The sequence below is a fragment of the Georgenia wangjunii genome, assembly GCF_036421975.1.
Taxonomy (GTDB): Bacteria; Actinomycetota; Actinomycetes; order Actinomycetales; family Actinomycetaceae; genus Georgenia_A; species Georgenia_A wangjunii.
In genome coordinates, this window is sequence record NZ_JAZGON010000001.1 from 434,448 (window position 1) to 460,673 (window position 26,226).

26 protein-coding genes, 1 tRNA gene and 1 riboswitch are annotated in these 26,226 nt (G+C 74.1%); of the genes, 11 read left to right on the forward strand and 16 right to left on the reverse strand.

Translation table 11 applies throughout. The features are described 5' to 3' along the window. Nucleotides 1–132 precede the first annotated feature (132 nt). From V2J63_RS01945 to V2J63_RS01965, 5 genes are all read right to left on the reverse strand, one after another. The gene (locus V2J63_RS01945; RefSeq protein WP_331229289.1) at nt 133–2,571 is read right to left on the reverse strand and encodes a glycoside hydrolase family 65 protein; all 2,439 of its coding nucleotides are present in this window, start codon (nt 2,569–2,571) and stop codon (nt 133–135) included. After that, complete coding sequence (locus V2J63_RS01950) at nt 2,568–3,302, reverse strand: HAD family hydrolase (protein ID WP_331229290.1); 735 nt, start codon at nt 3,300–3,302, stop codon at nt 2,568–2,570. Before V2J63_RS01950 ends, V2J63_RS01945 begins: the two co-directional genes overlap by 4 nt. 74 nt (nt 3,303–3,376) lie before the next feature. Then, on the reverse strand, nt 3,377–3,799 hold the full coding sequence (locus V2J63_RS01955) for a DoxX family protein (RefSeq protein WP_434056263.1): 423 nt from the start codon (nt 3,797–3,799) through the stop codon (nt 3,377–3,379). Then, nucleotides 3,796–4,620, reverse strand: a complete 825-nt coding sequence (locus V2J63_RS01960) for an alpha/beta fold hydrolase (protein ID WP_331229291.1) — start codon at nt 4,618–4,620, stop codon at nt 3,796–3,798. The genes V2J63_RS01955 and V2J63_RS01960 overlap by 4 nt, the downstream gene beginning before the upstream one ends. A 68-nt stretch (nt 4,621–4,688) precedes the next feature. After that, nucleotides 4,689–5,300, reverse strand: coding sequence for a hypothetical protein (locus V2J63_RS01965; RefSeq protein WP_331229292.1), 612 nt, complete (start codon nt 5,298–5,300; stop codon nt 4,689–4,691). A gap of 86 nt (nt 5,301–5,386) precedes the next feature. On the opposite strand from V2J63_RS01965, the gene V2J63_RS01970 reads away from it, so the two are divergent. The 6 genes from V2J63_RS01970 (at nt 5,387) to V2J63_RS01995 (ending at nt 9,898) form a co-directional block, all read left to right on the forward strand. After that, complete coding sequence (locus V2J63_RS01970) at nt 5,387–5,860, forward strand: transporter substrate-binding domain-containing protein (protein WP_331229293.1); 474 nt, start codon at nt 5,387–5,389, stop codon at nt 5,858–5,860. After that, a complete protein-coding gene (locus tag V2J63_RS01975; protein WP_331229294.1) occupies nt 5,857–6,867 on the forward strand; it encodes a cation diffusion facilitator family transporter in 1,011 nt (336 codons plus the stop codon). Before V2J63_RS01970 ends, V2J63_RS01975 begins: the two co-directional genes overlap by 4 nt. Nucleotides 6,868–6,987: 120 nt before the next feature. Beyond that, entirely contained in the window at nt 6,988–7,794 is an 807-nt protein-coding gene (locus tag V2J63_RS01980; RefSeq protein ID WP_331229295.1) for a DUF4397 domain-containing protein, read from the forward strand. 257 nt (nt 7,795–8,051) lie between these two features. Further along, entirely contained in the window at nt 8,052–8,570 is a 519-nt protein-coding gene (locus V2J63_RS01985; RefSeq protein WP_331229296.1) for a class F sortase, read from the forward strand. Between the two features lie 19 nt (nt 8,571–8,589). Next, entirely contained in the window at nt 8,590–9,144 is a 555-nt protein-coding gene (locus tag V2J63_RS01990; RefSeq protein WP_331229297.1) for an RNA polymerase sigma factor, read from the forward strand. After that, on the forward strand, nt 9,131–9,898 hold the full coding sequence (locus V2J63_RS01995; protein ID WP_331229298.1) for an anti-sigma factor: 768 nt from the start codon (nt 9,131–9,133) through the stop codon (nt 9,896–9,898). Before V2J63_RS01990 ends, V2J63_RS01995 begins: the two co-directional genes overlap by 14 nt. 57 nt (nt 9,899–9,955) lie before the next feature. Here the strand turns inward: V2J63_RS01995 and V2J63_RS02000 are convergent, their stop codons facing one another. From V2J63_RS02000 to V2J63_RS02010, 3 genes are all read right to left on the reverse strand, one after another. Then, the gene (locus V2J63_RS02000) at nt 9,956–11,143 is read right to left on the reverse strand and encodes an ABC transporter ATP-binding protein (protein ID WP_434056264.1); all 1,188 of its coding nucleotides are present in this window, start codon (nt 11,141–11,143) and stop codon (nt 9,956–9,958) included. Continuing rightward, nucleotides 11,140–12,879, reverse strand: a complete 1,740-nt coding sequence (locus V2J63_RS02005) for an ABC transporter permease (protein ID WP_331229299.1) — start codon at nt 12,877–12,879, stop codon at nt 11,140–11,142. The genes V2J63_RS02000 and V2J63_RS02005 overlap by 4 nt, the downstream gene beginning before the upstream one ends. Before the next feature lie 158 nt (nt 12,880–13,037). After that, nucleotides 13,038–14,180, reverse strand: a complete 1,143-nt coding sequence (locus tag V2J63_RS02010) for a thiamine ABC transporter substrate-binding protein (RefSeq protein WP_491062010.1) — start codon at nt 14,178–14,180, stop codon at nt 13,038–13,040. Nucleotides 14,181–14,247: 67 nt separating this feature from the next. Then, a riboswitch (TPP riboswitch) is annotated at nt 14,248–14,364 on the reverse strand. 110 nt (nt 14,365–14,474) lie between these two features. Between V2J63_RS02010 and V2J63_RS02015 the strand changes: the two genes are divergently transcribed. Beyond that, nucleotides 14,475–14,729, forward strand: coding sequence for a DUF4235 domain-containing protein (locus V2J63_RS02015; protein WP_331229301.1), 255 nt, complete (start codon nt 14,475–14,477; stop codon nt 14,727–14,729). 81 nt (nt 14,730–14,810) lie between these two features. Here V2J63_RS02015 and mnhG read toward each other — a convergent pair whose 3' ends face one another. From mnhG to V2J63_RS02045, 6 genes are read right to left on the reverse strand one after another with little or no spacing between them, the layout of a single operon-like run. Further along, complete coding sequence (gene mnhG, locus V2J63_RS02020; protein ID WP_331229302.1) at nt 14,811–15,176, reverse strand: monovalent cation/H(+) antiporter subunit G; 366 nt, start codon at nt 15,174–15,176, stop codon at nt 14,811–14,813. After that, nucleotides 15,173–15,772 carry an MrpF/PhaF family protein gene (locus V2J63_RS02025; protein WP_331229304.1) on the reverse strand — a complete coding sequence of 200 codons (600 nt, stop codon included), beginning with the start codon at nt 15,770–15,772 and terminating at the stop codon, nt 15,173–15,175. The genes mnhG and V2J63_RS02025 overlap by 4 nt, the downstream gene beginning before the upstream one ends. Next, on the reverse strand, nt 15,769–16,497 hold the full coding sequence (locus V2J63_RS02030) for a Na+/H+ antiporter subunit E (protein WP_331229305.1): 729 nt from the start codon (nt 16,495–16,497) through the stop codon (nt 15,769–15,771). The genes V2J63_RS02025 and V2J63_RS02030 overlap by 4 nt, the downstream gene beginning before the upstream one ends. Beyond that, complete coding sequence (locus V2J63_RS02035; RefSeq protein ID WP_331229306.1) at nt 16,494–18,086, reverse strand: Na+/H+ antiporter subunit D; 1,593 nt, start codon at nt 18,084–18,086, stop codon at nt 16,494–16,496. The genes V2J63_RS02030 and V2J63_RS02035 overlap by 4 nt, the downstream gene beginning before the upstream one ends. Continuing rightward, entirely contained in the window at nt 18,083–18,607 is a 525-nt protein-coding gene (locus V2J63_RS02040) for a Na(+)/H(+) antiporter subunit C (RefSeq protein WP_331229307.1), read from the reverse strand. Before V2J63_RS02040 ends, V2J63_RS02035 begins: the two co-directional genes overlap by 4 nt. Further along, entirely contained in the window at nt 18,604–21,654 is a 3,051-nt protein-coding gene (locus V2J63_RS02045) for a Na+/H+ antiporter subunit A (protein ID WP_331229308.1), read from the reverse strand. The genes V2J63_RS02040 and V2J63_RS02045 overlap by 4 nt, the downstream gene beginning before the upstream one ends. Before the next feature lie 574 nt (nt 21,655–22,228). Between V2J63_RS02045 and V2J63_RS02050 the strand changes: the two genes are divergently transcribed. Genes V2J63_RS02050 through V2J63_RS02060 form a run of 3 tightly spaced genes read left to right on the forward strand, consistent with a single transcriptional unit; the run spans nt 22,229 to nt 24,242 of the window. Continuing rightward, nucleotides 22,229–23,116: a hypothetical protein gene (locus tag V2J63_RS02050; RefSeq protein WP_331229309.1), complete on the forward strand. Its 888-nt coding sequence runs from the start codon at nt 22,229–22,231 to the stop codon at nt 23,114–23,116. 20 nt (nt 23,117–23,136) lie between these two features. Continuing rightward, nucleotides 23,137–23,637: a phage holin family protein gene (locus tag V2J63_RS02055; protein WP_331229310.1), complete on the forward strand. Its 501-nt coding sequence runs from the start codon at nt 23,137–23,139 to the stop codon at nt 23,635–23,637. Then, entirely contained in the window at nt 23,634–24,242 is a 609-nt protein-coding gene (locus V2J63_RS02060; protein WP_331229311.1) for a DUF3618 domain-containing protein, read from the forward strand. The genes V2J63_RS02055 and V2J63_RS02060 overlap by 4 nt, the downstream gene beginning before the upstream one ends. 106 nt (nt 24,243–24,348) lie before the next feature. Here V2J63_RS02060 and V2J63_RS02065 read toward each other — a convergent pair whose 3' ends face one another. Together V2J63_RS02065 and dcd are read right to left on the reverse strand one after the other, a co-directional pair. Further along, entirely contained in the window at nt 24,349–25,389 is a 1,041-nt protein-coding gene (locus V2J63_RS02065) for a hypothetical protein (RefSeq protein WP_331229312.1), read from the reverse strand. After that, nucleotides 25,386–25,967, reverse strand: coding sequence for a dCTP deaminase (gene dcd / locus V2J63_RS02070; protein WP_331229313.1), 582 nt, complete (start codon nt 25,965–25,967; stop codon nt 25,386–25,388). The genes V2J63_RS02065 and dcd overlap by 4 nt, the downstream gene beginning before the upstream one ends. A gap of 157 nt (nt 25,968–26,124) precedes the next feature. On the opposite strand from dcd, the gene V2J63_RS02075 reads away from it, so the two are divergent. Beyond that, nucleotides 26,125–26,198 (forward strand) — tRNA-Gly (locus V2J63_RS02075). Nucleotides 26,199–26,226 lie beyond the last annotated feature (28 nt).

A 26,226-nucleotide genomic window follows, 5' to 3' on the forward strand; every position in this document is an offset into this window, starting at 1 on the left:
GATCACCGGAGGAGGGGGTGCTGGGCGGGGCAGCGCCGGGCGGCACTTCTGCATGATCACCGGAGGAGGGGGTGCTGGGCGGGGCAGCGCCGGGCGGCACTTCTGCGTGATCACCGGAGGATGTGCGGGGGGTCATCGGACCGTCGCCGGGGCGGGCACCAGGCCGCCCGGGTCCGCGGACCTTGAGCCGACCGGGTCCGCGGACCTCGAGCCGCCCGTGTCGGCGGGCGCGGGCCGGCGTCCCGCCGGCTGCTTAGGCTCGGGCAGGAGCGGTTCGCGGTGCGCGAGCGGGCGCACGACGTCCTGCCCTGCCCTGACCTCGACGTCCTCGCCGTAGAGCCGCAGCGGGATGGTGTGGCCGTTCCCCTCGAGCAGGCTGCAGCGCACCTCGGCCCGGTCGATCTCGACCTTGAGGGCCATCCCGTGCCAGCGCACCCGGAAGGCCAGCCGCGAGATCGCGCTCGGGAGCGCCGGGTCGAGCCGGAGGAACTCGGAGTCCCCCCGCAGCCCGCCGAAGCCGTCGACGAGCGCGGTCCACGCGCCCGCGAGGGAGGCCATGTGCACGCCCTCGCTCGTCGTGCCCTGAAGGTCGCGCAGGTCGACGAGCGCGGCCTCGTGAAGGTAGTCCAGCGCGAGGTCGAGGTGCCCGGTCTCCGCGCACATGACCGCCTGCGTGCACGCCGAGAGGGAGGAGTCCCGCACCGTCCGGCGCTCGTAGTAGTCGAGGTTGCGGGCCTTCTGCTCAGGTGTGAACTCGTCCGGGCACCAGTGCATCGCGAGGACGAGGTCCGCCTGCTTGACCACCTGCTTGCGGTAGAGCTGGAAGTACGGCGCGCTGAGCATGAGCGGGTACTCCCCGGTCCAGGCCGCGAAGTCCCACTCGGCGAAGCGGGTGAAGTCCTCGCACTGCGAGTGGACGCCCAGCTCCTCGTCGTACGCGATATGGACGGCGTCGGCGGCCGCCCGCCAGGCGACCGCCTCCTCCGCGGAGACCCCGTTCTCGAGCGCGAGGTCGGGGTGGCGCTCGCACGCCCCTACTGCGGCGCGCAGGTTCCGCGCGGCCATGAGGTTGGTGAAGACGTTGTCGTCGATGACCGCCGTGTACTCGTCCGGTCCCGTGACGCCGTCGACGTGCCACCCGCCGTGGCGGTCGTGGTGGCCCACGGACATCCACAGCCGGGCGGTCTCGACGAGCACCTCGAGGCCGCACTCGCGCTCGAGGTCGTGGTCGCCGGTGATGCGCCGGTACTCCTCGAACGCCCGCGCGATGTCCGCGTTGACGTGGAACGCCGCGGTCCCCGCCGGCCAGTAGGCCGACGTCTCCTCGCCGTTGATCGTGCGCCACGGGAACGCCGCGCCGGCCAGGCCGAGGGTGTGCGCGCGCTGGCGGGCGAGGTCAAGCGTCGAGGCCCGCCAGCGCAGCGCGTCCGCCGCCGCGTGCGGCGCGGTCATGATGAGGACGGGCAGGACGAAGCCCTCGATGTCCCAGAACGTGTGGCCGTTGTACCCGGTACCCGTCAGGCCCTTCGCACCGATCGCCCGCTGCTCGGCGCGCGCCCCGGCCTGGAGGACGTGGAAGAGGCCGAAGCGGACGGCCTGCTGGATGGCCGGGTCGCCCTCCACCTCGACGTCGGCGCGTTCCCAGAACCGGTCGAGGTACTCGCGCTGGCCCAGGAGGAGGGAGTCCCACCCGGCGTACCGGGCGCTCGTCAGGGCGGCGGCCACCTGGTCGCGCAGCGCGTGCGCGGACCGGTTGGCGGACCAGCCGTACCCGACGTACTTGACGATCCGCAGCGTCTGCCCGGGCTGGAGCACCGTGACGACGGTCGTACGCGCCCAGTCCTCCCGGACCTCGTTCTCGATCTCGTACTGGGCGGGCGCCTCGATGTCGTGGTCCATCGACGCCGCGATCATCAGCTCGCTCTGCCGGCTCTGGTGGATGAGCGAGGCGCCGCGCCGGTCCTTGTCCTGGCTGACCGGCACCAGCGGGGAGTCGAGGGCCTCGGCGACGCGCGGGTCGTCGCTGTGCACCTCGGGCGGCGCCTCGTTCGCGACGAGCTCGGACTGGACCGTGATGCGCGCCGGGCCGTCGACCGCCTCCACCTCGTAGGCGATGGCGGCGATCGCGCGGTGGGTGAAGGAGACGAGCCGCGTCGAGCGGATCCGCACGTGCCTGCCTGCCGGGGAGACCCACTCGACCGCGCGGTGGAGCGTGCCCGCCCGCAGGTCGAGCACCCGCTCGTGAGCGAGGACACGCCCGTACCGCACGTCGAACGGCTCGTCGTCGACCATGAGCCGGATGAGCTTGCCGTTCGTGACGTTGACGAGCGTCTGGCCGGACTCGGGGTAGCCGTAGCCGCCCTCGGGGTAGGGCAGCGGGTGGTGCTCGAAGAACCCGCTCAGGTACGTGCCCTGCGCCCCGGCCGGCTCACCCTCGTCGAGGTTGCCGCGCAGTCCGAGGTGCCCGTTGGACAGCGCGAACAGGGACTCCGTCTGGCCGAGCGTCTCGAGGTCGAGGTGCAGCTCGTGCAGGCACCACGGGTCGGGCGCGAGGTCGGGCACGTCGTTCACAGCAGGTCCTCCAGGTCCGTGACGACGACGTCGGCCCCCCGCGTCCGCAGCGCCCCGGCCTGCCCGAGACGGTCGACGCCGACGACGTAACCGAAGCCGCCCGCGCGGCCGGCCTCGACACCCGCGAGGGCGTCCTCGAAGACTGCCGCGTCGGCGGGCTCGACGCCAAGCTGCCGCGCCGCGTCGAGGAAGGTGTCCGGGGCGGGCTTGCCCGGCAGGGACCGCTCGCGGGCGACGACGCCGTCGACGCGCACCTCGATGAGCCCGGCCAGCCCGGTCACCTCGAGCACGGCTTCGGCGTTCGCGCTGCTCGAGACGACGGCTCGGCGCAGGCCCGCCTCCCGGGCCGCCTCGAGGTAGCGCCTGCTGCCCTCGAACACCTCAACGCCCTCCGCGGCGATGAGGGCGAGCAGGAGCTCGTTCTTGCGGTTCCCGACCCCGTTGACGGTGAGGGCGTCGGGCGGGTCGTCGGGCGCACCCTCGGGAAGGACGATCCCGCGGCTCGCGAGGAAGTCGCGGACACCGTCCGGGCGCCGCTTGCCGTCGACGTGCGTGGCGTAGTCGGCGACGGGGTCGAACGGGACGAACGGCTCACCCGCCACCGCCGCGCGCTCGGCCAGCACGGCGTCGAAGGTCTGGGTCCACGCTGCGCCGTGGACGGCCGCCGTACGGGTGAGGACACCGTCGAGGTCGAACAGGCACGCGCGCACGCCGTCGGGAAGTCCGAGCACGGGAGGCTCCTTCAGTGTCGGGAGGAATCCTCAGTGTCACCGCCGGCACGCGTTGGTGCCATCCGGCGGCGTGCTCACGCCGGGCCTCGGGCCGCCCGCAACGCCGTCACGACGAGCGGCACCTGGAGCGGGAGGCGGGCGAGCGCGACGGCACGGTAGCCGGGGCGGCCCCGGCGGACGGCGTCGACGGCCATCTGGACGTTCGCGGGGTAGACGGCGACGAGGAGCGCCGCGCTCGCCAGGGCGGCCGGCCGGCGCGTCCGCGCGACGGCGAGCCCGGCCGCGCACGCGAGCTCCGCGACCCCCGAGACGAGGACGAGCCCCCGGCGGGCGGGGAGCCACCGCGGGACGATGCCCTCGAAGACGCCCGGGCGGACGAGGTGCGTCACCCCGGAGACGACGAAGGCGACGGCGAGCGCCGTCGCCCCGGCGCCGAGCGGGGCGGCCGGCGTCGAGACGACCGCGGCCGGCCGTTCCCGCGCCGCGCCCCCTGTCACCGGGCGTCCCCCAGCTGGTCGAGGACGACCTCCGCGACGAGCGCCGCCTGCGTCTCGGGGAGCCAGTGGCCGGCGTCGACCTCGACGAAACGGTAGGGCGCCGCGACCTCCTCCTCGGTCAGCTCGGCCGCGCACCGCCCGAGGGCGAAGTCCGCGCGGCCCCACACGTACGTCGTCGGCACCGCGACGGGGGCGTTCGCAAGGCGGGAGAGCGGGAGCGCGCGGTACCAGTGGAGCGCGCCGGTGAGCGCCGCCGGCTCCCGCATCCGCGCGGCATAGCGGGTGGCGTCCGCGGCGGGCAGGCCGGTGCCGCGCAGGACGCCCTCGAGGCGCGGTGCGAGCGCACGCTCGGGCAGCCGGGGCACCTGGAACAGGACCATGTAGTAGGACCGGAGGAGCTGGGTCGAGCGCACCAACGAGCGGATGAGCGCCCGTGGGTGAGGGGTGGACAGGACGGTGAGGGAGGAGACCCGCTCGGGCATGACGTCACCCGCCGCCCACGCCACCGCTCCGCCCCAGTCGTGGCCGACGACGTGCGCAGCGGGCAGCCCGGCGGTGTCGAGGAGTGCGCGGAGGTCCTCGACGAGCCACTCGAGGCGGTAGTCGCCGCGGTGCGGGGGCCGGGCGTCCGGGGAGTACCCGCGCTGGTCGGGCGCGATCGTGCGCACGCCGGCCGCGTGGAGGAGGGGCGCGACACGGTCCCAGCTCGAGGCGTCCTGCGGGAACCCGTGGAGAAGGACGACCGGCACGCCGTCGCGCGGGCCCTCGTCCCTCACGTCGAAGCGGAGCCGCCCGCGGCGGACCTCACGGATGGTGCCCATGGCCCCGAGGCTAGGACCGGCGGCAGTCCGGCGCCAGCACGCGCGCTGTGCCGCTTCACGGTGCGGACTCAGCGGGCCTCGCCGGGCGCGACGCCCGTGCCGTCGGGAGACGGAGCGGCAGTCCCCTCGAGGAGGTCGGCCACGTCGGCGAGGACGTCCAGCCGGGTGGTGATCTCGGAGAAGATCGGCTCGCCGGCGACCCAGCCGACGATGTGGCCCTCGGCCACCCGAACGGACATGCCCGCCGCGTCCTGCTCGCGCAGCCGTGCGCGGACGTCTTCCCCGATGCGCGGCGGCACGACCGGCCCGCCCTGGATCGGGCACGCGAGCTGGGCGGGGTGCTGCGGGTGGGCGAGCGCGAGGGTGAGCACGTGGAAGGCGGACCCGTCCTCCTCGTCCGCCTCGGCCTCGAGCCGGAACGTCGTCGCGGCCCGGCCGCGGTGCTCCCCCACGAGCGCGTCGTCGACGGAGCGGTCCGCGTCGGTGAAAGGGCTCACCTGCCAGGGACCCACGAGCGAGGGGTCGGCACCGCGGTACGTCCATCCCCGCGCCTCTGCCCACGCCCGCAGCTGCTGCGCGTGCCGCGGCGCTGCGCTCAGCCGCCGGGACGAGCGCGCGATGAGCACCGCCGGCAGTTTGATGAAGACGAGCAGCATGAGGAGCACATCGAGGTCATCCACGGCCTACCTCCACGTCGGTCACGCCGCCACCATAGCCACGCCCGCCATCAGGTGCGGTCACCGGGGGTCCGGGCAACACTGGCGCCATGATCAAGACCGCTCGGGCCCTGGCCGCGGCCATGCTCGTCCTCCTCCTCGCGGGGTGCGGTGCCCGGATCCCCAGCGACCCGGACGGCACCCTCGACCAGGTGCGGGGTTCCGTGCTGCGCGTCGGGGTCTCGCCGAACGAGCCATGGACCGAGGTCACGGGCGACGACGCGAGCGGGCTCGAGGTCGACCTCGTCACGGACTTCGCCGACTCCCTCGACGCGAGCGTCGCGTGGACGACCGGCGGGGAGGAGTCGCTCATCGGCAAGCTCGAGCGGGGGGAGCTCGACCTCGTCATCGGCGGCCTGACAGCGGCGTCGCCGTGGGCCGACAAGGCGTCGCTGACGACGGCGTACACGTTCGCCGTCGGGCCCGACGGTGCGGAGGAGGCGCACGTCATGGCGGTCCCGATGGGGGAGAACGCCTTCCTCGTCGAGCTCGAGACGTTCCTCCTCGGCTCGGACGTCCCGTGAGCCGCCTCCAGTCCGGCCACGACGCCGAGGTGCCTCGCTTCGGCCACACCGAGCTGCCCGCGGCGCAGGACGAGGCGCTGCGCCGCGCCATCCGCCTCGAGTGGGTCTCGATCGCCTTCCTCCTCACGGCCGTGACGGCCGTCTACCTCGTCATGGGCAGCTCGCAGGCGATGAAGGCCGCGTGGGCCGAGGACCTGCTCTCCTTCATCCCGCCGTTCGCCTTCCTCGCCGCCGTGCGGATCAGCCGGCGCCGGCCGGACCACGACCACCCGTACGGCTACCACCGCTCCGTCGGCGTCGGGCACCTCGTCGCCGCGACCGCGCTCGTCATCATGGGCGCCTTCATGGTCTGGGACTCCGCATCGGGGCTCGTCGCCGGGGAGCACCCACCGATCGGCCTCATGGTGGTCCTCGGCCACGAGGTGTGGGCCGGCTGGCTCATGATCACGGTCATGGCCTACACCGCCGTGCCCCCGGTCATCCTCGGCCGGAAGAAGATGCGCCTGGCCAGGGAGCTCCACGACAAGGTCCTCTACGCCGACGCGGACATGAACAAGGCGGACTGGATGACCGCCGTCGGCGCGATCGCGGGCATCCTCGGGATCGGGGTCGGCCTGTGGTGGGCGGATGCCGCCGCCGCCCTTCTCATCTCCGGGAGCATCCTCTCCGACGGCGTCCGCAACACCCGCGGCGCGGTCCGCGGGCTCATGGACGCCCGCGCCCGCACGTACGACGACGCCGGGCCGCACCCGCTCGTGCGTGAGCTCGACGAGCACCTCGCCACGCTGCGCTGGGTCAAGGAGGTGCGCTCGCGCGTGCGGGACGAGGGGCACGTCTTCCACGTCGAGTCCTTCGCCGTCCCGCACGGCGGCAAGACACCCTCGCTCGGCGAGCTGGCAGAAGCGCGCCGCTCCGTGGCCGAGCTCGACTGGAAGCTCCAGGACATCGTCATCGTCCCCGTCGCCGAGCTGCCCGCGGAGCTCGACCGGGACCGCCCCGCGGACTGACCGCCCCGGGACGTCCGAAGAATTTTGCTCGCGCCCAGGTGCATCCGTCCGGGCCCCCACGCAGGAATACCCACCGTCAGCACCACCCAGCCCTACGGGGCACGACGACGGAGGAACATCATGCGCACAGCACCGGCTCTCGCGGGGGCAGCCGCCCTCGCACTCCTCGCTCTCGCTGCACCGGCGCAGGCGACCACGGCCGAGAACGCCCAGCTCTCGGTCCTGCACGGCGTCCCCGACCTCACGGTGGACGTGTGGGTCAACGGCGAGCTCACCCTCGACGACTTCGAGCCCGGCGAGCTCGCCGGCCCGCTCGAGCTGCCGGCCGGCACCTACACCGTCGCGATCACCGCGGCGGACGCCGAGGACGACAGCGCCCCCGCGATCGGCCCGGTCGACCTCCCGCTCGAGGCGGGCGGCTCGTACACCGCGGCGGCCCACCTCATGGAGGACGGCACGCCCACGGCGACCCTCTTCACCAACGACCTCACCCCCACCGCCGCCGGTGAGGGACGCCTCGTGGTCCGCCACGTCGCGGCCGCCCCCGCCGTCGACATCCTCGCCGGCGGCGAGGCGGTCGTCTCCGCCCTCGCCAACCCGGACGAGGCCGCGCTCGACCTGCCCGCCTCGACCGTCTCCGCGGCGGTCGCCGCCGCCGGCACGACGGACCCGCTGCTCGGCCCGGCCGACGTCCCCGTCGAGGAGGGCTCCGCCACCATCGTCTACGCGTGGGGCAGCCTCGAGGGCGACAACCTGGCCCTCGCCACCCAGATGGTCGGCGGTCTGCACTCCGCCCCCGCCGGCGTCCCCACCGGTCAGGTCGAGGTCGCGCCCGCGGGCACGAGCCCGCTCCTCCTCGCCGGGTTCGGCGCCCTGCTCGCCGCCGGCGTCGTCGTCGGTTCCCGCAAGCTGGCTGCGGCCCGATGAGACGGGCGCTGGTGGTGGCAGCCCTCGCCGGGATCCTCCTGGCGGGCTGCGCCCCCGGCGCCGAGCAGGCCACTGACGGCCCCACCGCTCCCGGAACGGGAGCGGTGGCGGTCACCCCCGCCGCGCCGGTGCCACCGCCCCCCCGAACCGGTGTAGTCGGGGNNCAAGAAGTGGGGGTGTCTCCTCCCCCCCCCCCTCCCCCCCCTCCCCCCCCCCCCCCCCCCCCCTCTCCCGGGCCGGCCGGAACGGGCACCGCGGTGCCCGTCCGGCCGGCCGACGTCCCGTCCATCGCCCCGGTCGTCGCCCCCGAACGGCTGGAGCTCGACGCCCTCGGCGGCGTCGACATGCCCGTCGACGCCGTCGGGATCGCCGCCGACGGGCAGATGGAGGTCCCGCCCGACGCGAACCGCGCGGGCTGGTACCGGTTCGGGCCCACCGTGGGCGAGGACGTCGGCACCGCCGTCGTCGTGGCCCACTCGGGCTCCTACATCACCCCCCGCGGCCCCCTCGCCGAGCTCCACCTCCTCGTCGCGGGCGACCGTGTCCGGCTCACCCGGACCGACGGGCGGGTCCTCACGTACGAGGTCACGGACGTCGAGGTCATCGACAAGGCCACGATCGACCTCACCGCCTACTTCCGCCGCGACGGCGAGCCCCGCCTCGCGCTCATCACGTGCGGCGGGGAGTGGGACGAGCAGGCGGGAAGCTACCGCCAGAACGTCGTCGCCACGGCTACGCTGCTCCCGGACCAGGCTTCGGCGGACGCCGGGGCATGATCGCGTCCCGGAGGGGGTGATGACGGTCCTCGTCGATCCCGACGCGCTCGACGACGCCTTCCGCACCGGCCGGCCGGAGGCGGTCCGTGCCGCGTACGACCGTTACTCCCCCATGGTCTACACCCTCGCGATCCGCTCCCTCGGAGCGGTCGCCGACGCCGAGGACGTGACCCAGCAGGTCTTCGTCTCCGCCTGGCGCGGGCGCGAGCGGTTCGACCCCGCCCGGGGACCGCTCGCCGCCTGGCTCGTCGGGATCACCCGCCACGCCATCGCCGACGCCCACGAGCGCCGCACCCGGGACGCCCGCGCGGCGGCCGCAGCCGTGCACGGGGCCGGGGCGGAGGCCGTCGTCGAGCACACCGGGCAGGTCGTCGACCAGGTGGTCGTCGCGGACGCGCTCGCCGAGCTCGGGTCCCCCCAGAAGGAGATCCTCCAGCTGGCGTTCTTCGCCGACCTCACCCACACCCAGATCGCGGACCGCCTGGAGCTGCCGCTCGGGACCGTGAAGTCGCACATCACCCGGAGCCTGCGCAGGCTGCGCCAACGGATGGAGGGAGCAGATGCCGCACTCTGACGACGACGACCTGGCCCTGAGCGCCCTCGAGGGGGCCCGGGACGAGACATGCACGTGCCAGCACTGCCAGGACGAGCTCGCCGCGTACCGGCGGACCGTCGCGGCGGGCCGCGCGGGCGTCGAGCTCGAGCGCCCGGCCCCGTCCGTGTGGGACCGGATCGCCGCCGAGATCGGTGCCACCCCGGAGACCGGCAGCACGGAGGCGCCCGCCGTCCTCCCCGTGGCCGAGGCCGCCCCGCCGCCGGCACCAGCCGTCGAGCCCGCGGCACCGGCCGTCGACGGCCGTGACGAGCTCACGGGCCGCCGCGCGGAGCGGGAGCGACGCACGAACCCGTGGGCGCGACGCTCGGCGTGGATCGCGGCAGCGGCCTTCGTCGTCGGCGTCGGCGGCACGCTCGCCGTCCAGCAGCTGACCGCCCCGGGCGCGCCCGAGGTCCTCGCGTCGACCGACCTCGACCCGCTGCCGGGCTGGGACGCCTCGGGCTCGGCCGTCGTGGAGCAGGTGGGCGACCGGCTCGAGCTCGTCATCGACCTGCCGACCGGCGCCGTCGACGGCTACCGCGAGGTGTGGCTCATCGACCGACAGGTCCAGCGCCTCGTCAGCGTCGGCGTCCTCACGGCCGACGAGGGCCGCTTCGCGCTGCCGGACGGCCTCGACATCACCGAGTTCCCCATCGTGGACGTCTCGCGCGAACCGATCGACGGCGACCCCGCGCACAGCGGGGACAGCATCGTGCGCGGGGACCTCACCTGATCCACGACGCCTGGCTCTGCTGCCCCGGCAGGTCGCGGACCTGACGGGGCGGCGCGGCTAGCGGGGGACGACGACGGCGCCCGCCGGGTCGAGCCGGACGCGCACCTGGCCAGGCCCCTCGCCCGTCGGTCCCGCCACCGTCGCACCGGCCAGCGCTGTGGCGCGCTCCCCGCTCGGCAGGACGACGGTCAGCTCGGTGCTCCCGCGCCGGAAACGGGCGGCGACGACGTCCACCGGCGTGCCGCCGTCGTCGACGACGCGCAGCGCGGCCGGTCCGAGGCCGACGAGGACCGTTCCGCTCCTCGCGGCCGGCCCCACGCCGCCGTCCCGAACCACGCTGCCGTCCCGAGCCGCAGCGTCGTCCCGGCCCCTGGCGTCGTCCCGGACGGCGGCTCCGCCTGGGACGTCTCCGCCGCCGGAGCGCACGCCGCCGGCCGGGAGCGGCACGTCCCCGAGGACGGTGCGCGCGGCGCCACCTGCGACGTCGGCGGTGAGGAACGGCCCGTAGCCGAGGAACCGCGCCACGCGCTCGCTCCGCGGCTGCCGCCACAGCCGCGCCGGTCGGTCCACCTGGAGGATGCGCCCGGCGTCCATGACGGCGACGCGGCCGGCGACGGTGAACGCCTCGTCGTGGTCGTGCGTGACGTACAGCGCGGTGGTGCCGGCGGCGCGCAGGATGTCCCGCAGCTCGCCCGAGAGGTGCTCGCGCAGGGAGCGGTCGAGGGAGGAGAGCGGCTCGTCGAGAAGGAGGAGCCGGGGCCGGGGCGCGAGGGCCCGCGCGAGGGCGACGCGCTGCTTCTCCCCGCCGGACAGCGTGCTCACCGCGCGGGAGGCGTACCCGGTGAGACCGACGAGGTCGAGCAGCTCGCCGACCCGCTGGTCCCGCTCGGGCCGGCCGGCGCCGGCCATGACGAGCCCGTAGCCGACGTTGCCGGCGACGTCGCGGTGGGGGAAGAGCTGGCCGTCCTGGAACATGAGGCCGAACCCGCGCCGGTGGACGGGGACGGCACCGACGTCCTGCCCCGCGAAGAGGACGCGGCCGGCCGCGACCGGCTCGAGGCCGGCGACGGCGCGCAGGAGGGAGGACTTCCCGCAGCCGGACGGGCCGAGGAGCGCGAGCACCTCGCCGGCCGGGACCGCCAGGCTCACCCCGGCCACCGCCGTCGTCGCGGGGCCCGCATCCGTGTACCGGACCTCGACGTCGACCACCTCGAGGCCACCATCGGCCGTGCTGCGTGCGCTCACCACTCCCCCATCCTGTCCCCGCGCAGGCGCCCGGCCACGGCCATGACCGTGGCCGTGACGACGGCGAGGACGACCGACGCCGCGAGCGCCATGCCGTAGTTGTCCGCCCCGGGGCGCCCGATGAGACGGAAGATGACGACCGGAAGCGTCGGGCTCTCGGGCCGGGCGAGGAACGACGTCGCGCCGAACTCGCCGAGCGAGACGGCGAACGCGAAACCGAGGGCCAGCCCGAGCCCCCGGACGAGGAACGGCCCGTCGACGGTGAGCAGGACGCGACCGGGCGTCGCGCCGAGCACGGCGGCGGCCTGGCGCAGGCGCGGGTCGATCGCGCGGAGCACCGGCAGGACCGTGCGCACGACGATGGGCACGGCGACGACCGCCTGGGCGATCGGCACGACGACCGCCGAGCCGCGCAGGTCGACGGGGCCCTCGTTGAGGGTGAGGAGGAAGCCGAACCCCACTGTGACGGCGGAGACGCCGAGCGGCAGCATGAAGAGGGAGTCGAGGGCGCCGATGGCACGGCGCGCCGGGCGGCTGCGGGGGCGCCGGGAGACGACGAGCGCGACGAGCGTCCCCACCGTCACCGCGATGAGCGTGGCGTCGACGGCGATGCGCAGCGAGTTGGCCGTGGCCTCCCAGACGGTGACGCTGAGCGCGTTCGCACCGCCGGTCGTGCCGAGGTTGACGTAGTTGGCCAGGCTCCACGTGCCGGAGGCGCGGAAGGAGCGCACGAGGAGGTTGACGAGGGGCAGGGCGAGGAGCCCGACGACGACGAGTGCGGTCACGGCGGCCGGCGCGAGGTCCGCCCCCGGCCGAAGACGCCCGCCGGTGCGCTCGAGCAGCCGCAGGGGGCGGGCGGCGGCGGGGTCGGTCCGCAGGTCGAGCGCCCGCTCGCGCCGCTGGCGCGCCCGGGCCGAGAACCACAGCGAGGCGCCGACGACGACGAGCTGGACGACGGAGAGCACCGCCGCGGCGCGCAGGTCGAGGAACTGGGTGGTCTGCACCCAGATCTCCGTCTCGATCGTGCCGAAGCGCAGGCCGCCCAGGACGAGGACGATGCCGAACGCCGTCGCGCAGAAGAGGAAGACGATGGCCGCCGCCGAGGCGATCGCCGGCGTGAGCGCGGGCAGCGTCACCGTCGTGAACGCGCGCCACGGCGGCGCACCCAGGCTGCGCGCCGCCTGCTCCGGGCGCGGGTCGAGCCGCTCCCACATCCCGCCCACCGTGCGGACGACGACGGTGTAGTTGAAGAAGACGAGCGCCGCGACGATCGCCGGGAACGTCCCGTCGAGCCCGAGGAGGCCGAGCGGCCCGCCCTCGACGAGGAGTGTCCGGAACGCCACGCCGACGACGACGGTGGGCAGGACGAAGGGCACCGTGACGAAGGCGCGCACGAGCTCCCGTCCGGGGAACCGGCACCGGTAGAGCACGTACGCCCCCGGCACGCCGAGCAGCACCGCGAAGGCGGTGCCGAGCACGCCCTGCGCGAGCGTGAGCCCGAGGAGCCGCCACGTCCGCGGGGCGCTGAAGACGTCCGCGAACCCCGAGAGGTCGAGCGCGCCGTCGGGGAGGAAGCCCCGGCCGACGAGCGTGAGCACCGGCCACGCGAAGAAGACCGCGAGGAACGCGAGCGGCACCCCCGCAGCCAGCCCCCAGCCGGCGACGGCGCCCGGGGACGGGCGGGACCGACGGGTGGTCGGGAGTCGCCGGGTCCGGCTGTGCGCCGGGTCTTCCATCCGCCGCTCGTTCCTCGCGGCTCCCGCCAGACCCTCCACGACCCGGCGCACAGCCGGATCCGGCGTCGCGTCGCCCTCCGGTCCGCCCCCGCCGCCGGCGACCCGGCGCACGGGCGGCCCCGGCGCCGCCGCCGTCTCCGGGTCCGTCCCCTGCCCCATCAGCCGATCACGATCTCCGTCCACGTCGCGATCCACTCGTCGCGGTTGGCGGAGATGGCCTCGGGGTCGACGTCGTGCGGGGAGGGGGCGAGGGGAGCGAACCGCTCCCACTCGGCGGGCAGCTCGACGTCCTCGCGGACCGGGTACATGTACATCTGCCCCGGGATGTCCGCCTGGACCTCCGGGGAGAGGAGGAAGTCGATGAACGCCTCCGCCCCGGCGACGTTCTCCGCGCCGGCGAGGACGCCCGCGTACTCCGTCTGGCGGAAGCACGTGTCGAGGAGGACGCCGGTGGCCGGCTCCGAGGCGCCGTCGGGGACCTCGGCCGCGGGCGAGGAGGAGTAGGAGAGCGCGAGCGGGCGCGGGCCGGCGCCCTCGGAGCCGGAGAAGTCGACGTAGTAGGCGTCGCTCCATCCCGGGACCACCTTGACGCCGTTCGCGGCGAGCGCCGTCCAGTAGTCCTGCCAGCCGTCCTCGCCGAAGGCGCCCACCGTGGCGAGGAGGAAGGACAGGCCGGGCGACGACGTCGCGGGGTTCGTCACGACGAGCAGGTCCGCGTAGCGCGGGTCCGTGAGGTCCTCGAGGGTCACCGGCTCCTCGAGGCCCCGCTCGGCGAACCAGCCGTGGTCGATGTTGACGCACACGTCGCCGCGGTCGACCGCGGTGAGGTGGGCCTCGAACGGCGCCGGGCCCGTGGCCGCCTTGGACGTGTAGGGCGCGAGGACCTCCTCGCCGACGGCCCGGGCGGCGAAGGAGTTGTCGATGCCGTAGACGACGTCCCCGAGCGGGTCGTCCTTGGTGAGGACGAGCTGGTTGACGAGCGCGCCGCCGTCGCCCGGCGCCACCTGGGTGATCTCGTAGCCGGTGCGCTCGGTGAAGTCCGTGAGGAGCTCCTCGCTCAGGTTGAACGAGTCGTGCGTGACGACGGTGAGCGTGCTGGCGTCGTCGGACTCGTCCCCGCCGCCGGACCCGGACCCGATCGCGCTGCACCCGGCGAGCGCGAGGACGCCGGCCACCGCGAGCGCCGGGCGCGCGGCGGGGCGCCGGTGGCGACGTCCCTGCGGACGTCCGGCGCCCGGGCGGGCAGCCTCCGCGCCGGCGATGTGGCACGGGCGTGGGTCACCTTTGGACTGGTGGTTCATGGTCATGCTTCCTCCTCACACGTAAGGAGGGCCCGCGCCCGTCCGCGCCCGGGGGCACGAACGTCGCGGGGAGAGAATCCCGACTCCCTTCGCCGGTACTAACCGGTGCAGGTTCGAGGGTCTGCGGCTGTGTCCGCACTCTCAGCACCGTGCCCTTGCGGGTGGTGCTCCCCTGTCGTTCGTGCCCAACCCTATACGGGACGACGGAGGGGCCGGTGCGGCCCGGACGTCACGCCCGGCCCTCAGCGGTGGGACGGCGTGCACCCACGCCGCGGCATGGCTAGTTTGGGCGTCATGGACATCGGGTGGAAGCTGCTGAGCACTGCGTCGATCCTCGTCACGGGAACCCTCGTGCACAAGGCGATCGACTCGGGTTGGAAGGCCGCGACCGGCCACGAGCCGCCGAAGGACCCTGACGACCACGGCGTGAGCATGACCGAGGTCATCCTCTTCGCCATCGTCTCCGGCGCCGTCGTCGAGGTGAGCCGTCGCCTCGCACTGCGCGGCGCGTCGAAGTGGTACGGCGGACCGGTCGACAAGCACGCCTGACCCCGCCGGCCCTCCGGGTGCATCACCCGCAGCGCAAGCCGCTCGCGAGCGGGTCGCGGGCCGGAGGGACGGGACGGCGGGTCAGGAGTCCGGGGCGCGCTCGCTCTTCTCGAGATCCTGCGTGAGCTCGTCGACGACGAGCTGCTCGGCGTGGACCTTGCCGGTGCGGTAGCCGGCCCGCCCGAGCATGTGGGCCGAGATCGGGCCCGTGATCAGCTGGAACATGATGACGAGGACGAGCGTCCACGTCACGGTCGCGTTCCGCTGGACGAGGCTCACGCCGGCCATGAGGAGCATGAGCCCGAGCACCTGCGGCTTGGTCGCCGCGTGCATCCGGGAGAGCAGGTCGGGGAAGCGCACGAGGCCGAGGGCGGCGATGAACGCCAGGCCGGCGCCGAGCATGAGGCACACGGCGCCGAGGACGTCGGCAACCACGGTCCAGCTCATCGTGCACCTCCCACGTCGGGGGACCCGGCCGGTGCCGACGGGTCGCTGTCGTCTCGCTCGTGCGGTTCCTCGTTGCGGCCGAGCGAGAGGGCGTCACCGGGGTCGCCGGGGCTGCCCGCCGACGGTTGCCCGCCGGCTGCCTCCTCGGCCGATGCCAGCCCGGCGTGCGCCGCTCCCTGCCCGGCAACCGGGCGCGCCGGGGCGCCCGGGACGTCGAGCACGGCGATGACGACGCTCGTGTCGATGTCGTGGACGGGCGGCGCGTCGTCGGAGGCGAGTGCGTCGCGCTGGGCGAGCACCTCCGCCAGCTCGGCCTTCGTGAGGATGCGCGCCTCGTCCGCGGACTCGGCCGCCGCGAAGCGCGCGATCGAGACCGCGCTGACGAACCCGACGAGCGCGAGGACGACGAGGACGGGAACGAGGTCCGCCCGCCCCGTGAGGGCGGAGACGACGGAGACCGTGCCGAGGACGACGGCGGTCATGACGTCGACGGCGACGATCCGGTCGAACATGCTCGGCCCCCGCTCCATGCGGACGATGGCGAGGAGGGCCGCCGCCGCGAGCAGGGTGAACGTGATGACGTAGACGACGGTCATCGCTCCTCCTCCCGCACGTCCTGCGCGTCGTGCACCGGTGAGGTCCCCGCACCACCGCCGCTGCCGTCGTCGCGCCGGGCGTCGACCTGGGCCTGGGCGATGTCCCCCGCCAACGTCGAGCACTTCCCGGCCCGCGGGGAGCTGCCGGGCATGAGCCCGGCGTCGAGAAGCTCCTCGCGCGAGGCGAAGGCGCGCAGGATCCGCTCCTCCTGCGCGAGCACCGCCCGGTGGGCCTTCTCGAGCCCGTCCTTCGTCTCGACGTTGATGATGTGGATGTAGAGCGTGCCCGTGAGGCGGTGGGCCTCGACGACGATCGAGCCGGGCACGAGCGAGGTGAAGCCCGCCGTCATCGTGAGGTAGAAGTCGGAGTGGCTGCGCAGGCGCACCCGGATGACGGCGCCCCTCGGCTTGCGCCCGCGCACGGCGAGCCACGCGACCTCTCCCGAGGCGACGACGACGTCCCGCAGGAAGCGCGTGATGAGGAGGACGACCCCCCACGGACGGAAGCGGCCGTTGAAGGGGATGGCGGGCAGCGGCAGGACCGTCGTGACGACGAGTCCAACGATGAGCCCGTTGACGAGGTTCGCGAGGGTGAAGTCGCCCCACAGGAGGACCCACACGAGGGTGAGCCACACGAGCATGCCCCAGCTCGCCCGGAGGCGGCGGCGCGGCGGCGGGGTCGCGCCAGGAAGGTTGGCGACGGTCGCAGAGTCAGGAACGGTCATGGCGTCGCCCCCTCCGTCTCCTCGACGTCGTCGATGTCACCGGAGTCCTCCTGGCGCTCGCCCTCCTGCGTGACGTCGGGAGACTGGCCGGAGCCGCGCATCCCGTCCGGGAAGACGGCCTCGACGTACGGGGTGCGGGCGCGCAGGTCGCGCGAGGCGCGGTCGGTGTAGTCGTGCAGCGGGCCGGCGAGAACCGTGAGCGCGAGCGAGAAGACGACGAGCCCGGCGGTCGGGCCGATCATCCCCCGGGTGGACGCCGCCTCGGGCAGCTTCTCGGGCGCCTCCTGCCAGAAGGCCTGGTTCCACACCTTCGTGATGGCGTAGAGGGTGAGGAGGCTCGTGACGAGCGAGCCGGCGATGAGCGCCCACTCCAGCGCCCCGCCGTCCTGGACCCCCGCCTGGATGAGGCCCGCCTTGCCCAGGAAGCCGGACATCGGCGGGATCCCGGCGAGGTTCATGCCGGGGACGAAGAAGAGGACGGCGAGCAGCGGCGCGAGCCGGGCGAGGGAGCCGAGGCGCGCGAGCGACGTCGTCCCGCCGCGGCGCTCGATGAGCCCCGAGACGAGGAAGAGCGCCGTCTGGACGGTGATGTGGTGGACGACGTAGAAGATCGCCGAGGACAGCCCCGCGGCGCTCGACATCGCCACGCCCCAGATCATGTAGCCGATGTGGCTGACGAGGGTGAACGAGAGCAGCCGCTTGATGTCCTGCTGCGCCACCGCGCCGAGGATGCCGACGAGCATCGTCACGAGTGCCGCGACCATGAGGAGGTCGTCGAGCCGGCCACCGGGGAACAAGAGCGTCTGCGTGCGGATGATCGCGTAGACGCCCACCTTGGTCAGCAGTCCGGCAAAGACCGCGGTGACGGGCGCGGGCGCTGTCGGGTAGGAGTCCGGGAGCCACGCGTGGAGCGGGAAGATCGCGGCCTTGATGCCGAAGGCGACGAGCAGCATGAGCTGCAGGACGAGCTGGGTGCCGGGGTCGATGTCCGCGAGCCGGTCCGAGAGCTGCGCGAGGTTGACCGTGCCCGTCGCGGCGTACACGAGCGCGATCGCCGTGAGGAAGATGATCGAGGACACGAGCGAGACGACGACGTAGATCGTCCCCGACCGGATGCGCTCACGGGACCCACCGAGCGTGATGAGGACGAAGCTCGCGACGAGCAGGATCTCGAAACCGACGTAGAGGTTGAACAGGTCCCCGGCGAGGAAGGCGTTGGAGACCCCGGCGGACAGGACGAGGTAGCTCGGGTGGAAGATCGCCACCGGCGCGCCCTCGTTGCCGTCGGCCACGCCCTGCGCGAGGGAGTAGAGGAGGACGGACAGGGTGACGAGCACCGACACGACGAGCATGAGCGCCGAGAGCCGGTCCGCCACGAGCGCGATGCCCACGGGCGCCGCCCAGCCCCCGATGTCGATGACGAGCGGGCCGTCGTTGACGGCGACGAGCAGGATGACCGCCACGACGAGGACCGCCGAGAGCGCGACGACCGAGACGATCTGCTGGATCTTGGGGTAGCGGGCGAGCGCGAGCGCCACGCCGGCGGCGATGAGCGGGATGAGGACAGGCAGCGGGACGAGCTCGTTCATCGCAGGGCCTCGCCGTCGTCGGCGCCCAGGGCCGCGCGGTGGTGGCCGCGCCGTGCGTGCTCGTCGGCGGTCGCCGTCTCGTCCCGGGCGCTCGCGGCGTCCTCGGCGAGCGAGGTCCCCGGGTCGTCCGTGCTGCGCTCGGGCACCTCGTTGAGCGCGGCCCGCCGCGCGACGCGGCGGTCCTCGAGGTCGTCCTGGACCTCGTCGTGGCCGTTGAGCTGCCACGAGCGGTAGGCCATCGACAGGAGGAAGGCCGTCATGCCGAGCGTGATGACGATGGCGGTGAGCACCATGGCCTGCGGCAGCGGGTCGCTCATCTCCTCCGGCGGCACCGAGCCGACGAGCGGCGGCCCGCCGGCGCGTCCCCCGGCGATGAGGAACATGACGTTGACGCCGTGGGAGATGAGCGTGATCCCGACGACGACCCGGGTGAGGCTCCGCTCGAGGAGGAGGTAGACGCCGGTCCCCACGAGGACGACGACGAGGACGACGAGCGCGAGGCTCGGGCTGGTGTCGATCACGGGACCCTCCCGTCGGTCGTCGCCGGGCCGGCGGGCTGGAAGTCGGGACCCGCCGCGTCGTCGGACGTGGCCTGGGGGGAGTCGTGCGCGACGTCGGGGGCGGCGTTGCCCTCGAGCTCGCCCTGGCGGTCCACCTCGGCACCGAGGCTGCGCAGGATGTCCAGCACGAGCCCGATGACGACGAGGTAGACGCCGATGTCGAAGAAGAGCGTCGAGACGAGGTGGAGCTCGCCGAACGGCCCGAGGTCCGCGTCGAAGACCGTCGACTGGAGCACGTCACCACCGAAGAGGAGGGGGATCGCGCCGACGCCCGCGGAGAGGAAGAGGCCGGTCCCGAGCAGCCAGCCGGCCTGGACCGGCGCCGCCTCGCCGAGCTCGTACCGGCCACCGGCGAGATAGCGCACGGTGAGCGCGATGCCGGCGATGAGGCCACCCGCGAAGCCTCCGCCCGGTGAGTTGTGCCCAGCGAAGAGCAGGTACGCCGAGAACACGAGCATCGTGTGGAAGATGAGCCGCGTGCCGACCTCGAAGATGACCGAGCGGCGCTGGGGCGCGAGCGTCGCGCCGCCCGTCAGCCACCGCTGGCCGCGCCCGGGGGCGCGCAACGCGGGCGAGGGGGCCGCCGTGTCCGGCTTGCGCAGCGCAGCGCCGCGGTCCGGGCCGCCGGCCCACACACGCGGCAGGGCCATGGCGTCGGAGAGCTGGGCCGTCCGGTCGATCCGCCCACCCCGAGCGCGGATGAAGACGAGCGAGGCGACGCCGGTCGCGGCAACGAGGAGCACGGAGAGCTCGCCCATCGTGTCCCAGGCGCGGATGTCGACGAGCGTGACGTTGACGATGTTCTTGCCGTAGCCGTACTCGTAGGCCTCCTCCGGGAAGACCTCCGAGACGGGAGGCGCCACCCTGGAGCCCGCGGCGACCATGGCGAGCGCGCCGAACGTCAGGCCGGCCACCGTGCCGAGGGCGGCGCGCCACCAGCGTGAGACGGCGAGGGGGCGGTTGGAGAAGTAGGCCGGCAGGCGGCGCAGGACGAGGATGAAGACGACGAGCGTGATCGTCTCGACGAGCACCTGGGTGAGCGCGAGGTCGGGTGCGCCGTGGAGCTCGAAGAGGACCGCCACGCCGTAGCCGACGACCCCGACGAGGAGCACCGCCTTGAGGCGGCGCCGGGCGCGTGCGGCGAGGAACGCCGCGATGGCGATGACCGCGACGACGACGGGCTGGATCCCGTTGTCCCACAGGCGCACGTCGGTGGGCAGCGTCCCGCGGACGAGTGCCGCGCCGCCCCCGAGGACGACCGTCGCCCCGAGGATCGTCGACAGGTACCCCGGCAGGGAACCGCGCTGGACGACGGCGGTGACGTCGGCGGAGACGTTCTCCAGGCCGCGCATCGTGCGCCGGTAGACGCCCTCGGCCCCCTCGGTCGCCGGCATGGCGGCCTGGGCGCGCTCGACGCGGTCCCGCCCGAGGAAGAGCACGGCACCGGCGCCGAGGATCGCCACCGTGAGGAGGAGCGGCAGGCCGAACCCGCCCCACAGGGTCAGGTGGCCGGCCTCGCCGGGGTAGGTGTTCGCGAACGGGGCGAGCAGGCGCTCCGTCGGGCCCGGGGCGAGGCCGACGACGACGCTCGCCACCGCGAGGACGACCGGGGGCGCGAGGATGAGCCGGGACGTCCGCTGCGGCTCGGGCGCCTCGACGCCCTCCTTCGAGGCGAAGGCCCCCCACATGAAGCGCAGGCCGTAGGCAGCCGTGAGGATCGAGCCGACGACGATGCCGGCGAGCATGAGCGCGTCGACCGTCCCGCCGCGGTGGACGAGCGCCTCGAGCGCCGCCTCCTTGGCGACGTACCCGGCCAGGGGCGGCAGGCCGATCATCGAGGCCGTCGCGATGCCGGCGCTCACGGCGGCGACCGGCATCCGCCGGCCGAGCCCGCTCAGCTCGCGCAGGTCACGCGTGCCCACCGACCAGTCGACGATCCCGACGACGAGGAAGAGGCACGCCTTGAACATCGCGTGCGAGGCGATCATCGCGAGTCCGGCGAGCGCGACGGCGCGGTCCCCGTACCCGACGAGCAGGATGATGAGGCCGAGCTGGCTCACGGTGCCGAACGCGAGCACGAGCTTGAGGTCGTGCTGGCGCAGGGCCCGGTAGCCGCCCAGGAGGAGCGTGCCGGTCCCGAGGACGAGCACCGTCCAGCGCCAGACGGGCAGGTCGGCGAAGCCGGGCGCCATGCGCGCGATGAGGTAGACGCCGGCCTTGACCATGGCCGCGGCGTGGAGGTAAGCGCTCACCGGGGTGGGGGCGGCCATGGCCGAGGGCAGCCAGAAGTGGAACGGCACGAGGGCGGACTTGCTCACGGCCCCGACGAGGACGAGGACGACCGCGGTCGGCACGAGGCCCCCCGCCGGTGGCGACGCGACGAGCTCGCTCAGCCGGTAGCTGCCCCCCTCGACCTCGCCGAGGGCGATGAACCCGGCGAGCATCGCCAGCCCGCCGAACGTCGTGACGACGATGGCCTGGACCGCGGCCCGGCGGGAGCTCTGCCGGTCGTGGTAGTGGCCGATGAGCAGGAAGGAGAAGACCGTCGTCAGCTCCCAGAACACGTACAGCAGGAGCGTGTTGTCCGTGGTGACGAGCCCGAGCATCGCGCCCGCGAAGGCGACGAAGACGCCGGCGAAGCGCCCGAGGTTCTTCGCGCTGGCCGAGAAGTAGGCCGCGCAGTAGACGAGGACGAGGGCCCCGACGCCGCCGACGAGCAGCACGAGGAGCCACGCGAGCGTGTCGAGACGGAAGTCCAGGGACAGCCCGAGCGCGGGCACCCAGGACACGGTCTGCGTCGGGAACGGGCTCCCCACGACAGGCATCGGGCTGAAGCCGGAGCTCGCGGCATCGCCGGCGCTGAGGACGGCCGGCGTCTTCGTCAGCGCCCACACGAACGCCGTGGCCGGGACCAGCGCGAGGACGGCGAAGAACCGCCGTCCCCAGACCTTGACGCATGCAGGTGCGACCATCGCCACCACGAGGTGGATGATCAACAGCTGCAGCACTGGCCGCTCCATGGTCGTCAGCGGGTCGGTCAGGACGTTTCCCCGGACGGCCGACGCGTGCGTTGACCATCCGGACGGCCGACGCGGGCGTTGACCATGACGGCGGGCCACAGCTGGGCCGAGATTCGCCTGCACAGGGCGGTTGCATCCTAACAAGCAGTTCACCGGCCTCGCCCCTCCGCCGCTGCGGTGGTCGCCCCGGGCGCCGGAGGGGTGAGAGACGCCGCGGGCGCCCCGCCAGGCGCCCCGCCCCGGCCGCGCCGAGACCCTGCGCACCGGGAACTTGTGCAACGGTTGTGAACAACCCTGTGGACGGCAGGTGAACGTCCGGTGCGCGCCGGTGGGCACGGCCGGTCGCGACCGACGGACGACGGACGTGAGCGGTGGACTAGCCGCGGTTCCGCCCGGTTCCCGCTCCACATCCGCCGCCCCACCGTCCGCCCCAGAGAGGCGCACGGGCACGTCGTCGCCCGCTCGAGAGGCGCAGATCACGTCGAGGGTCCACGATGGTCCGGTGAGTTCGCGTCAGTAGTGGTGCGAAACCGATTCAGGTCCATGACCGAAGGGACTGACAATGACTGACGGATACACGCGGCCGGCTGGCGACCCCGATCTTCTCGGGGGTCCCGTCCCGCCGCCCCCCACACCTCCCGCCCCGACGACCCCGCCGGCCCCGCCCTCGCCGTACGAGCAGACCTCGTCCGACTCCGGCGGCGTCAAGGACGCCGCCAAGGGTGAGGCGTCCAACGTCGCGCAGAACGTCGGCGACAACGCCAAGAAGGTGGCCGGCACGGCCGCCGAGGAGGCAAAGAGCACCGTCGCCGAGGCATCCCGCCACGCGAAGGGCCTCCTCGACCAGACCCGCACCGAGCTGAGCGACCAGGCCGGCAGCCAGCAGCAGCGGCTCGCCGGTGGCCTGCGCGCCTTCTCCGGCGAGCTCAGCCAGATGGCCGACGGCGCCGAGCAGCCCGGTGTCGCCTCCGACCTCGCCCGCCAGGTCTCGCAGTTCGTCGAGCAGGCCGGCGACTGGCTCGAGCAGCGTGACCCGAGCGCCGTCCTCGACGAGGTGCAGCGTTACGCGCGCCGCCACCCCGGGACCTTCATCGCCGTCGCGGCCGGTCTCGGCATCGTCGCCGGCCGCCTCGCCCGCAGCCTCAAGGACAACGCGTCCGACGACGGCGCTGACGTGCCCCGTTACGGCACGACGGCGCAGGGCGGGTCCGGCTACACCGGCACGACGACCGCACCCACGGGCTACGGCACCGCGTACGGAGCCGGCGCCGGAACGACGCACGGCTACAGCACCGCGGCGACGACCGGCGGCACGCCGTCGTCTGCCACCGGCTACACCGCCCCGCCGAGCGACGACCCGGCGCTCTACGACGCCCCGGCCGAGTCCGGCCCCGGCGGGCCGTCCGCGCCCGGCGCGAACCCGTACCAGAACCCGGGTGGCGGGCTATGACAGCGTCGAACGAGCCGGGCATGCCCCCGACGATCCACCCGCCGGCCGGAGCAGTGCCCCCCGCCGGCGCGTCACCGGCCGGCGGGGCGACGCCTCCGCCGGGCACGCGCGCGGCCGACCCGAGCAACGCCTCGGTCGGTGAGCTCTTCAGCCACGTGAGCGAGGACCTCTCCACGCTCGTACGGCAGGAGATCGCCCTCGCCAAGGCCGAGGCAACCCAGACCGCGACCCAGGCGGGCAAGGGCGCCGGCATGTTCGCCGGTGCCGGCGTCGCCGGGCACTTCGTCCTGCTGTTCCTCTCCCTCGCGCTGTGGTGGTTGCTCGGCGCGTGGATCGGCGACGGCGGCGACCGGCCGGCCCTCGGCTGGTCGGCGCTCATCGTCGCCGTCATCTGGGGCGTCATCGCGGCCGTGCTGGCCTCGATGGGCCGCAAGGAGCTGAAGCGCGCGAAGGGCATGCCGCAGACAGCGGACACCATGAAGAAGATCCCGGACGCTCTCAAAGGACAGGAGCACGCATGAGCACCAACGACCCGGACCAGATCCGCGCTGACATCGAGCGCACCCGGAGTGCACTGAGCAACGACGTCGACGCGCTCACCGACAAGGTGAACCCGAGCAACATCGCGCACCGCCAGACCGAGAAGGTCAAGGACACCGTCGCCGGCGTCAAGGACAAGGTCTTCGGATCTGCCTCGTCGGCCTCGGACAGCGTCCGCGGCACGGCGGGCTCGTTCAGCGACTCCGCCGGCTCGCTCGCCGGCTCCGCGAAGGACGCCCCGCACCTGGCCAAGCGCAAGGCGGAGGGCAACCCGCTCGCCGCCGGCCTCATCGCCTTCGGCGTGGGCCTGCTCGTCTCCTCGCTCATCCCGTCCTCCGAGAAGGAGCGGGACATCGCCGAGCAGGCGAAGTCGAGCCAGGCGGTCAAGGACGCGACCGAGGCGGCCAAGAGCGCCGCCAAGGAGAGCGCCGAGCACCTGCGTGAGCCCGCACAGGAGGCCGCCCAGCAGCTCAAGGAGTCTGCGACGGAGTCCGCCGAGCGCGTCAAGAGCGAGGGCACCGACGCGGCCGGCGACGTCAAGGACACGGCGCAGCAGTCGAAGGAGAACGTCCAGGACGCTCGCTGACGCCCGCGGGCGCCGGTCCAGCGGCGCATGCGGACGACGAGGACCCCGGGCCCATCGGCCCGGGGTCCTCGTACGTCAGCGGGCGGGAGCCGCGGGCAGCGCCCGCTCAGCCGGTGCCGCCCAGCTCGGTGGGCGCGACGAGGAACCCGTCGTCGTCGCAGATCTCGCCGCCGGCCACGTCGTGGAGCGCGACGGCCACCCGCTCGACGAGCGCGCGGACGCGGTCCCGGGCGCGCCGCAGCCCCAGCGGCGGCCGCGGCCCGAACGCCACCTCGGGGTCCACCGGCCGCCAGCGCACCTCGTACGCGACGACGCCCCGGCGCGCCCAGGCGGCACCCCGCAGGATCGCGGGCGCCTGGTCCTGACCCGCCGCGGCGACCTCGAGGAGACCGTCCGGGCCGAGGTCGGCGACGGCGGCGTACCCCTCGAGGACGTCCTGCCGCTCGAGCGCCGCGGTGTCGAAGGCGTCCGCCTCTGCGTGCAGCCACGCCCGTTCGTCCGGGTTCATCTCGGCTACCGCGGCGGCCCGCGGTCCTGCGGGGTCCACGGCGAGCCGGTCGGCGCCGGGCACGCCGCCGGCGTCGGGAAGGTCATCGATCGCCGACCGTATGCCTGGCAGGACGGGCTCGAGGACGCGCACGCACGCCTCCGGCTCGAGCCACACCGGGGAGTAGAGGGTGAGGTCGACGGCGGTGGCCGGGTCCGGCACGAGGACCGCACCGGAGCCCGCGACCCGCAGGGCTCCCCCGAGCCGGCGAGCCTGGGCGAGCAGGTGGTCGAGCACCACGCCCTCGAGCCCCGTCGGCGGCCCCTCCGGGAACGCGTCGAGCAGCCCGCCGAGGCCGAGGAGCTCGGGCGGCACCGGGCCGGAGCGCTGGACGGGGCAGCGCAGGAGGAAGGCGAGGACGGCCCAGGGCGGCAGGTCGAACGCCCGGCGGAGGGCGTCGTCGAGGCCCCAGGGCCCGGTGAGGTGGGCGTCGCCGGTGACCCGCAGCGTGGTCGGGCCGAGCCATCCCGCGTCGTCGAAGTGGCTCGCCGCGAGCGCGTCGACCTCCGCCACGTCGACGTCGGGCGGGAGGACGAGGAGGTGGCGCGGCTCCGCGAGCGCCCGGTCGAGCGCGGGGGCGTCGGCGGGCGGGACGGTCACGGCGCCAGGTCGATCCGGTGGAAGCTGAGGTGGGAGCGGGAGGCCGTAGGGCCGCGCTGACCCTGGTAGCGCGAGCCGCTGGCGCCGGAGCCGTAGGGGTGCTCGGCCGGGCTGGAGAGCTGGAAGAAGCAGAGCTGGCCGATCTTCATCCCCGGCCAGAGGAGGATCGGCAGCGTCGCGGTGTTGGACAGCTCGAGCGTGACGTGACCGGTGAAACCCGGATCGATGAAGCCGGCGGTCGAGTGCGTGAGGAGGCCGAGCCGACCGAGGGAGGACTTCCCCTCGAGGCGCGCGGCGACGTCGTCGGGCAGGGTGACGAGCTCGTACGTGGCCCCGAGGACGAACTCGCCCGGGTGGAGGACGAACGGCTCGCTCGGTCCGACGTCGACGAGCCGGGTGAGGTCAGGCTGCGGCGCGGACGGGTCGATGACCGGGTACTTGTGGTTGTCGAAGAGGCGGAACCACCTGTCGAGCCGGACGTCGACGCTCGACGGCTGGACCATCGCCGGGTCGTAGGGGTCCAGCTGGACGCGGCCGGAGTCGAGCTGGGCGCGGATGTCACGGTCGGAGAGCAGCACGCGTGCGATTGTGCCGCACGACGGCGCCGCGGTCATCGCCGGGGCGCCGACCGGGGCCGGCGGGGGCCGCTCGTGAGCCGTCGCGCGCGCCGTCCCCGATTTCGACGCCCGGCGCGGGGCCGGGTATAGTGGGGCGCCGTACCGGCTGGCCCGGCACGCGGGTGTAGTTCAATGGTAGAACTTCAGCTTCCCAAGCTGATAGCGCGGGTTCGATTCCCGTCACCCGCTCCACACCATCACTGCAGGTCAGATAGCCCGC

Coding starts and splice junctions, on each gene's coding strand:
- V2J63_RS01960 (WP_331229291.1), bottom strand. CDS start 4,620: ATGGGCACCATCCGTGAGGTCCGCCGCGGGCGGCTCCGCTTCGACGTG.
- V2J63_RS01970 (WP_331229293.1), top strand. CDS start 5,387: ATGATCAAGACCGCTCGGGCCCTGGCCGCGGCCATGCTCGTCCTCCTC.
- V2J63_RS01980 (WP_331229295.1), top strand. CDS start 6,988: ATGCGCACAGCACCGGCTCTCGCGGGGGCAGCCGCCCTCGCACTCCTC.
- V2J63_RS01990 (WP_331229297.1), top strand. CDS start 8,590: ATGACGGTCCTCGTCGATCCCGACGCGCTCGACGACGCCTTCCGCACC.
- V2J63_RS01995 (WP_331229298.1), top strand. CDS start 9,131: ATGCCGCACTCTGACGACGACGACCTGGCCCTGAGCGCCCTCGAGGGG.
- V2J63_RS02005 (WP_331229299.1), bottom strand. CDS start 12,879: ATGGAAGACCCGGCGCACAGCCGGACCCGGCGACTCCCGACCACCCGT.
- V2J63_RS02010 (WP_491062010.1), bottom strand. CDS start 14,180: ATGAACCACCAGTCCAAAGGTGACCCACGCCCGTGCCACATCGCCGGC.
- V2J63_RS02015 (WP_331229301.1), top strand. CDS start 14,475: ATGGACATCGGGTGGAAGCTGCTGAGCACTGCGTCGATCCTCGTCACG.
- mnhG (WP_331229302.1), bottom strand. CDS start 15,176: ATGAGCTGGACCGTGGTTGCCGACGTCCTCGGCGCCGTGTGCCTCATG.
- V2J63_RS02025 (WP_331229304.1), bottom strand. CDS start 15,772: ATGACCGTCGTCTACGTCATCACGTTCACCCTGCTCGCGGCGGCGGCC.
- V2J63_RS02030 (WP_331229305.1), bottom strand. CDS start 16,497: ATGACCGTTCCTGACTCTGCGACCGTCGCCAACCTTCCTGGCGCGACC.
- V2J63_RS02035 (WP_331229306.1), bottom strand. CDS start 18,086: ATGAACGAGCTCGTCCCGCTGCCTGTCCTCATCCCGCTCATCGCCGCC.
- V2J63_RS02050 (WP_331229309.1), top strand. CDS start 22,229: ATGACTGACGGATACACGCGGCCGGCTGGCGACCCCGATCTTCTCGGG.
- V2J63_RS02055 (WP_331229310.1), top strand. CDS start 23,137: ATGCCCCCGACGATCCACCCGCCGGCCGGAGCAGTGCCCCCCGCCGGC.
- V2J63_RS02060 (WP_331229311.1), top strand. CDS start 23,634: ATGAGCACCAACGACCCGGACCAGATCCGCGCTGACATCGAGCGCACC.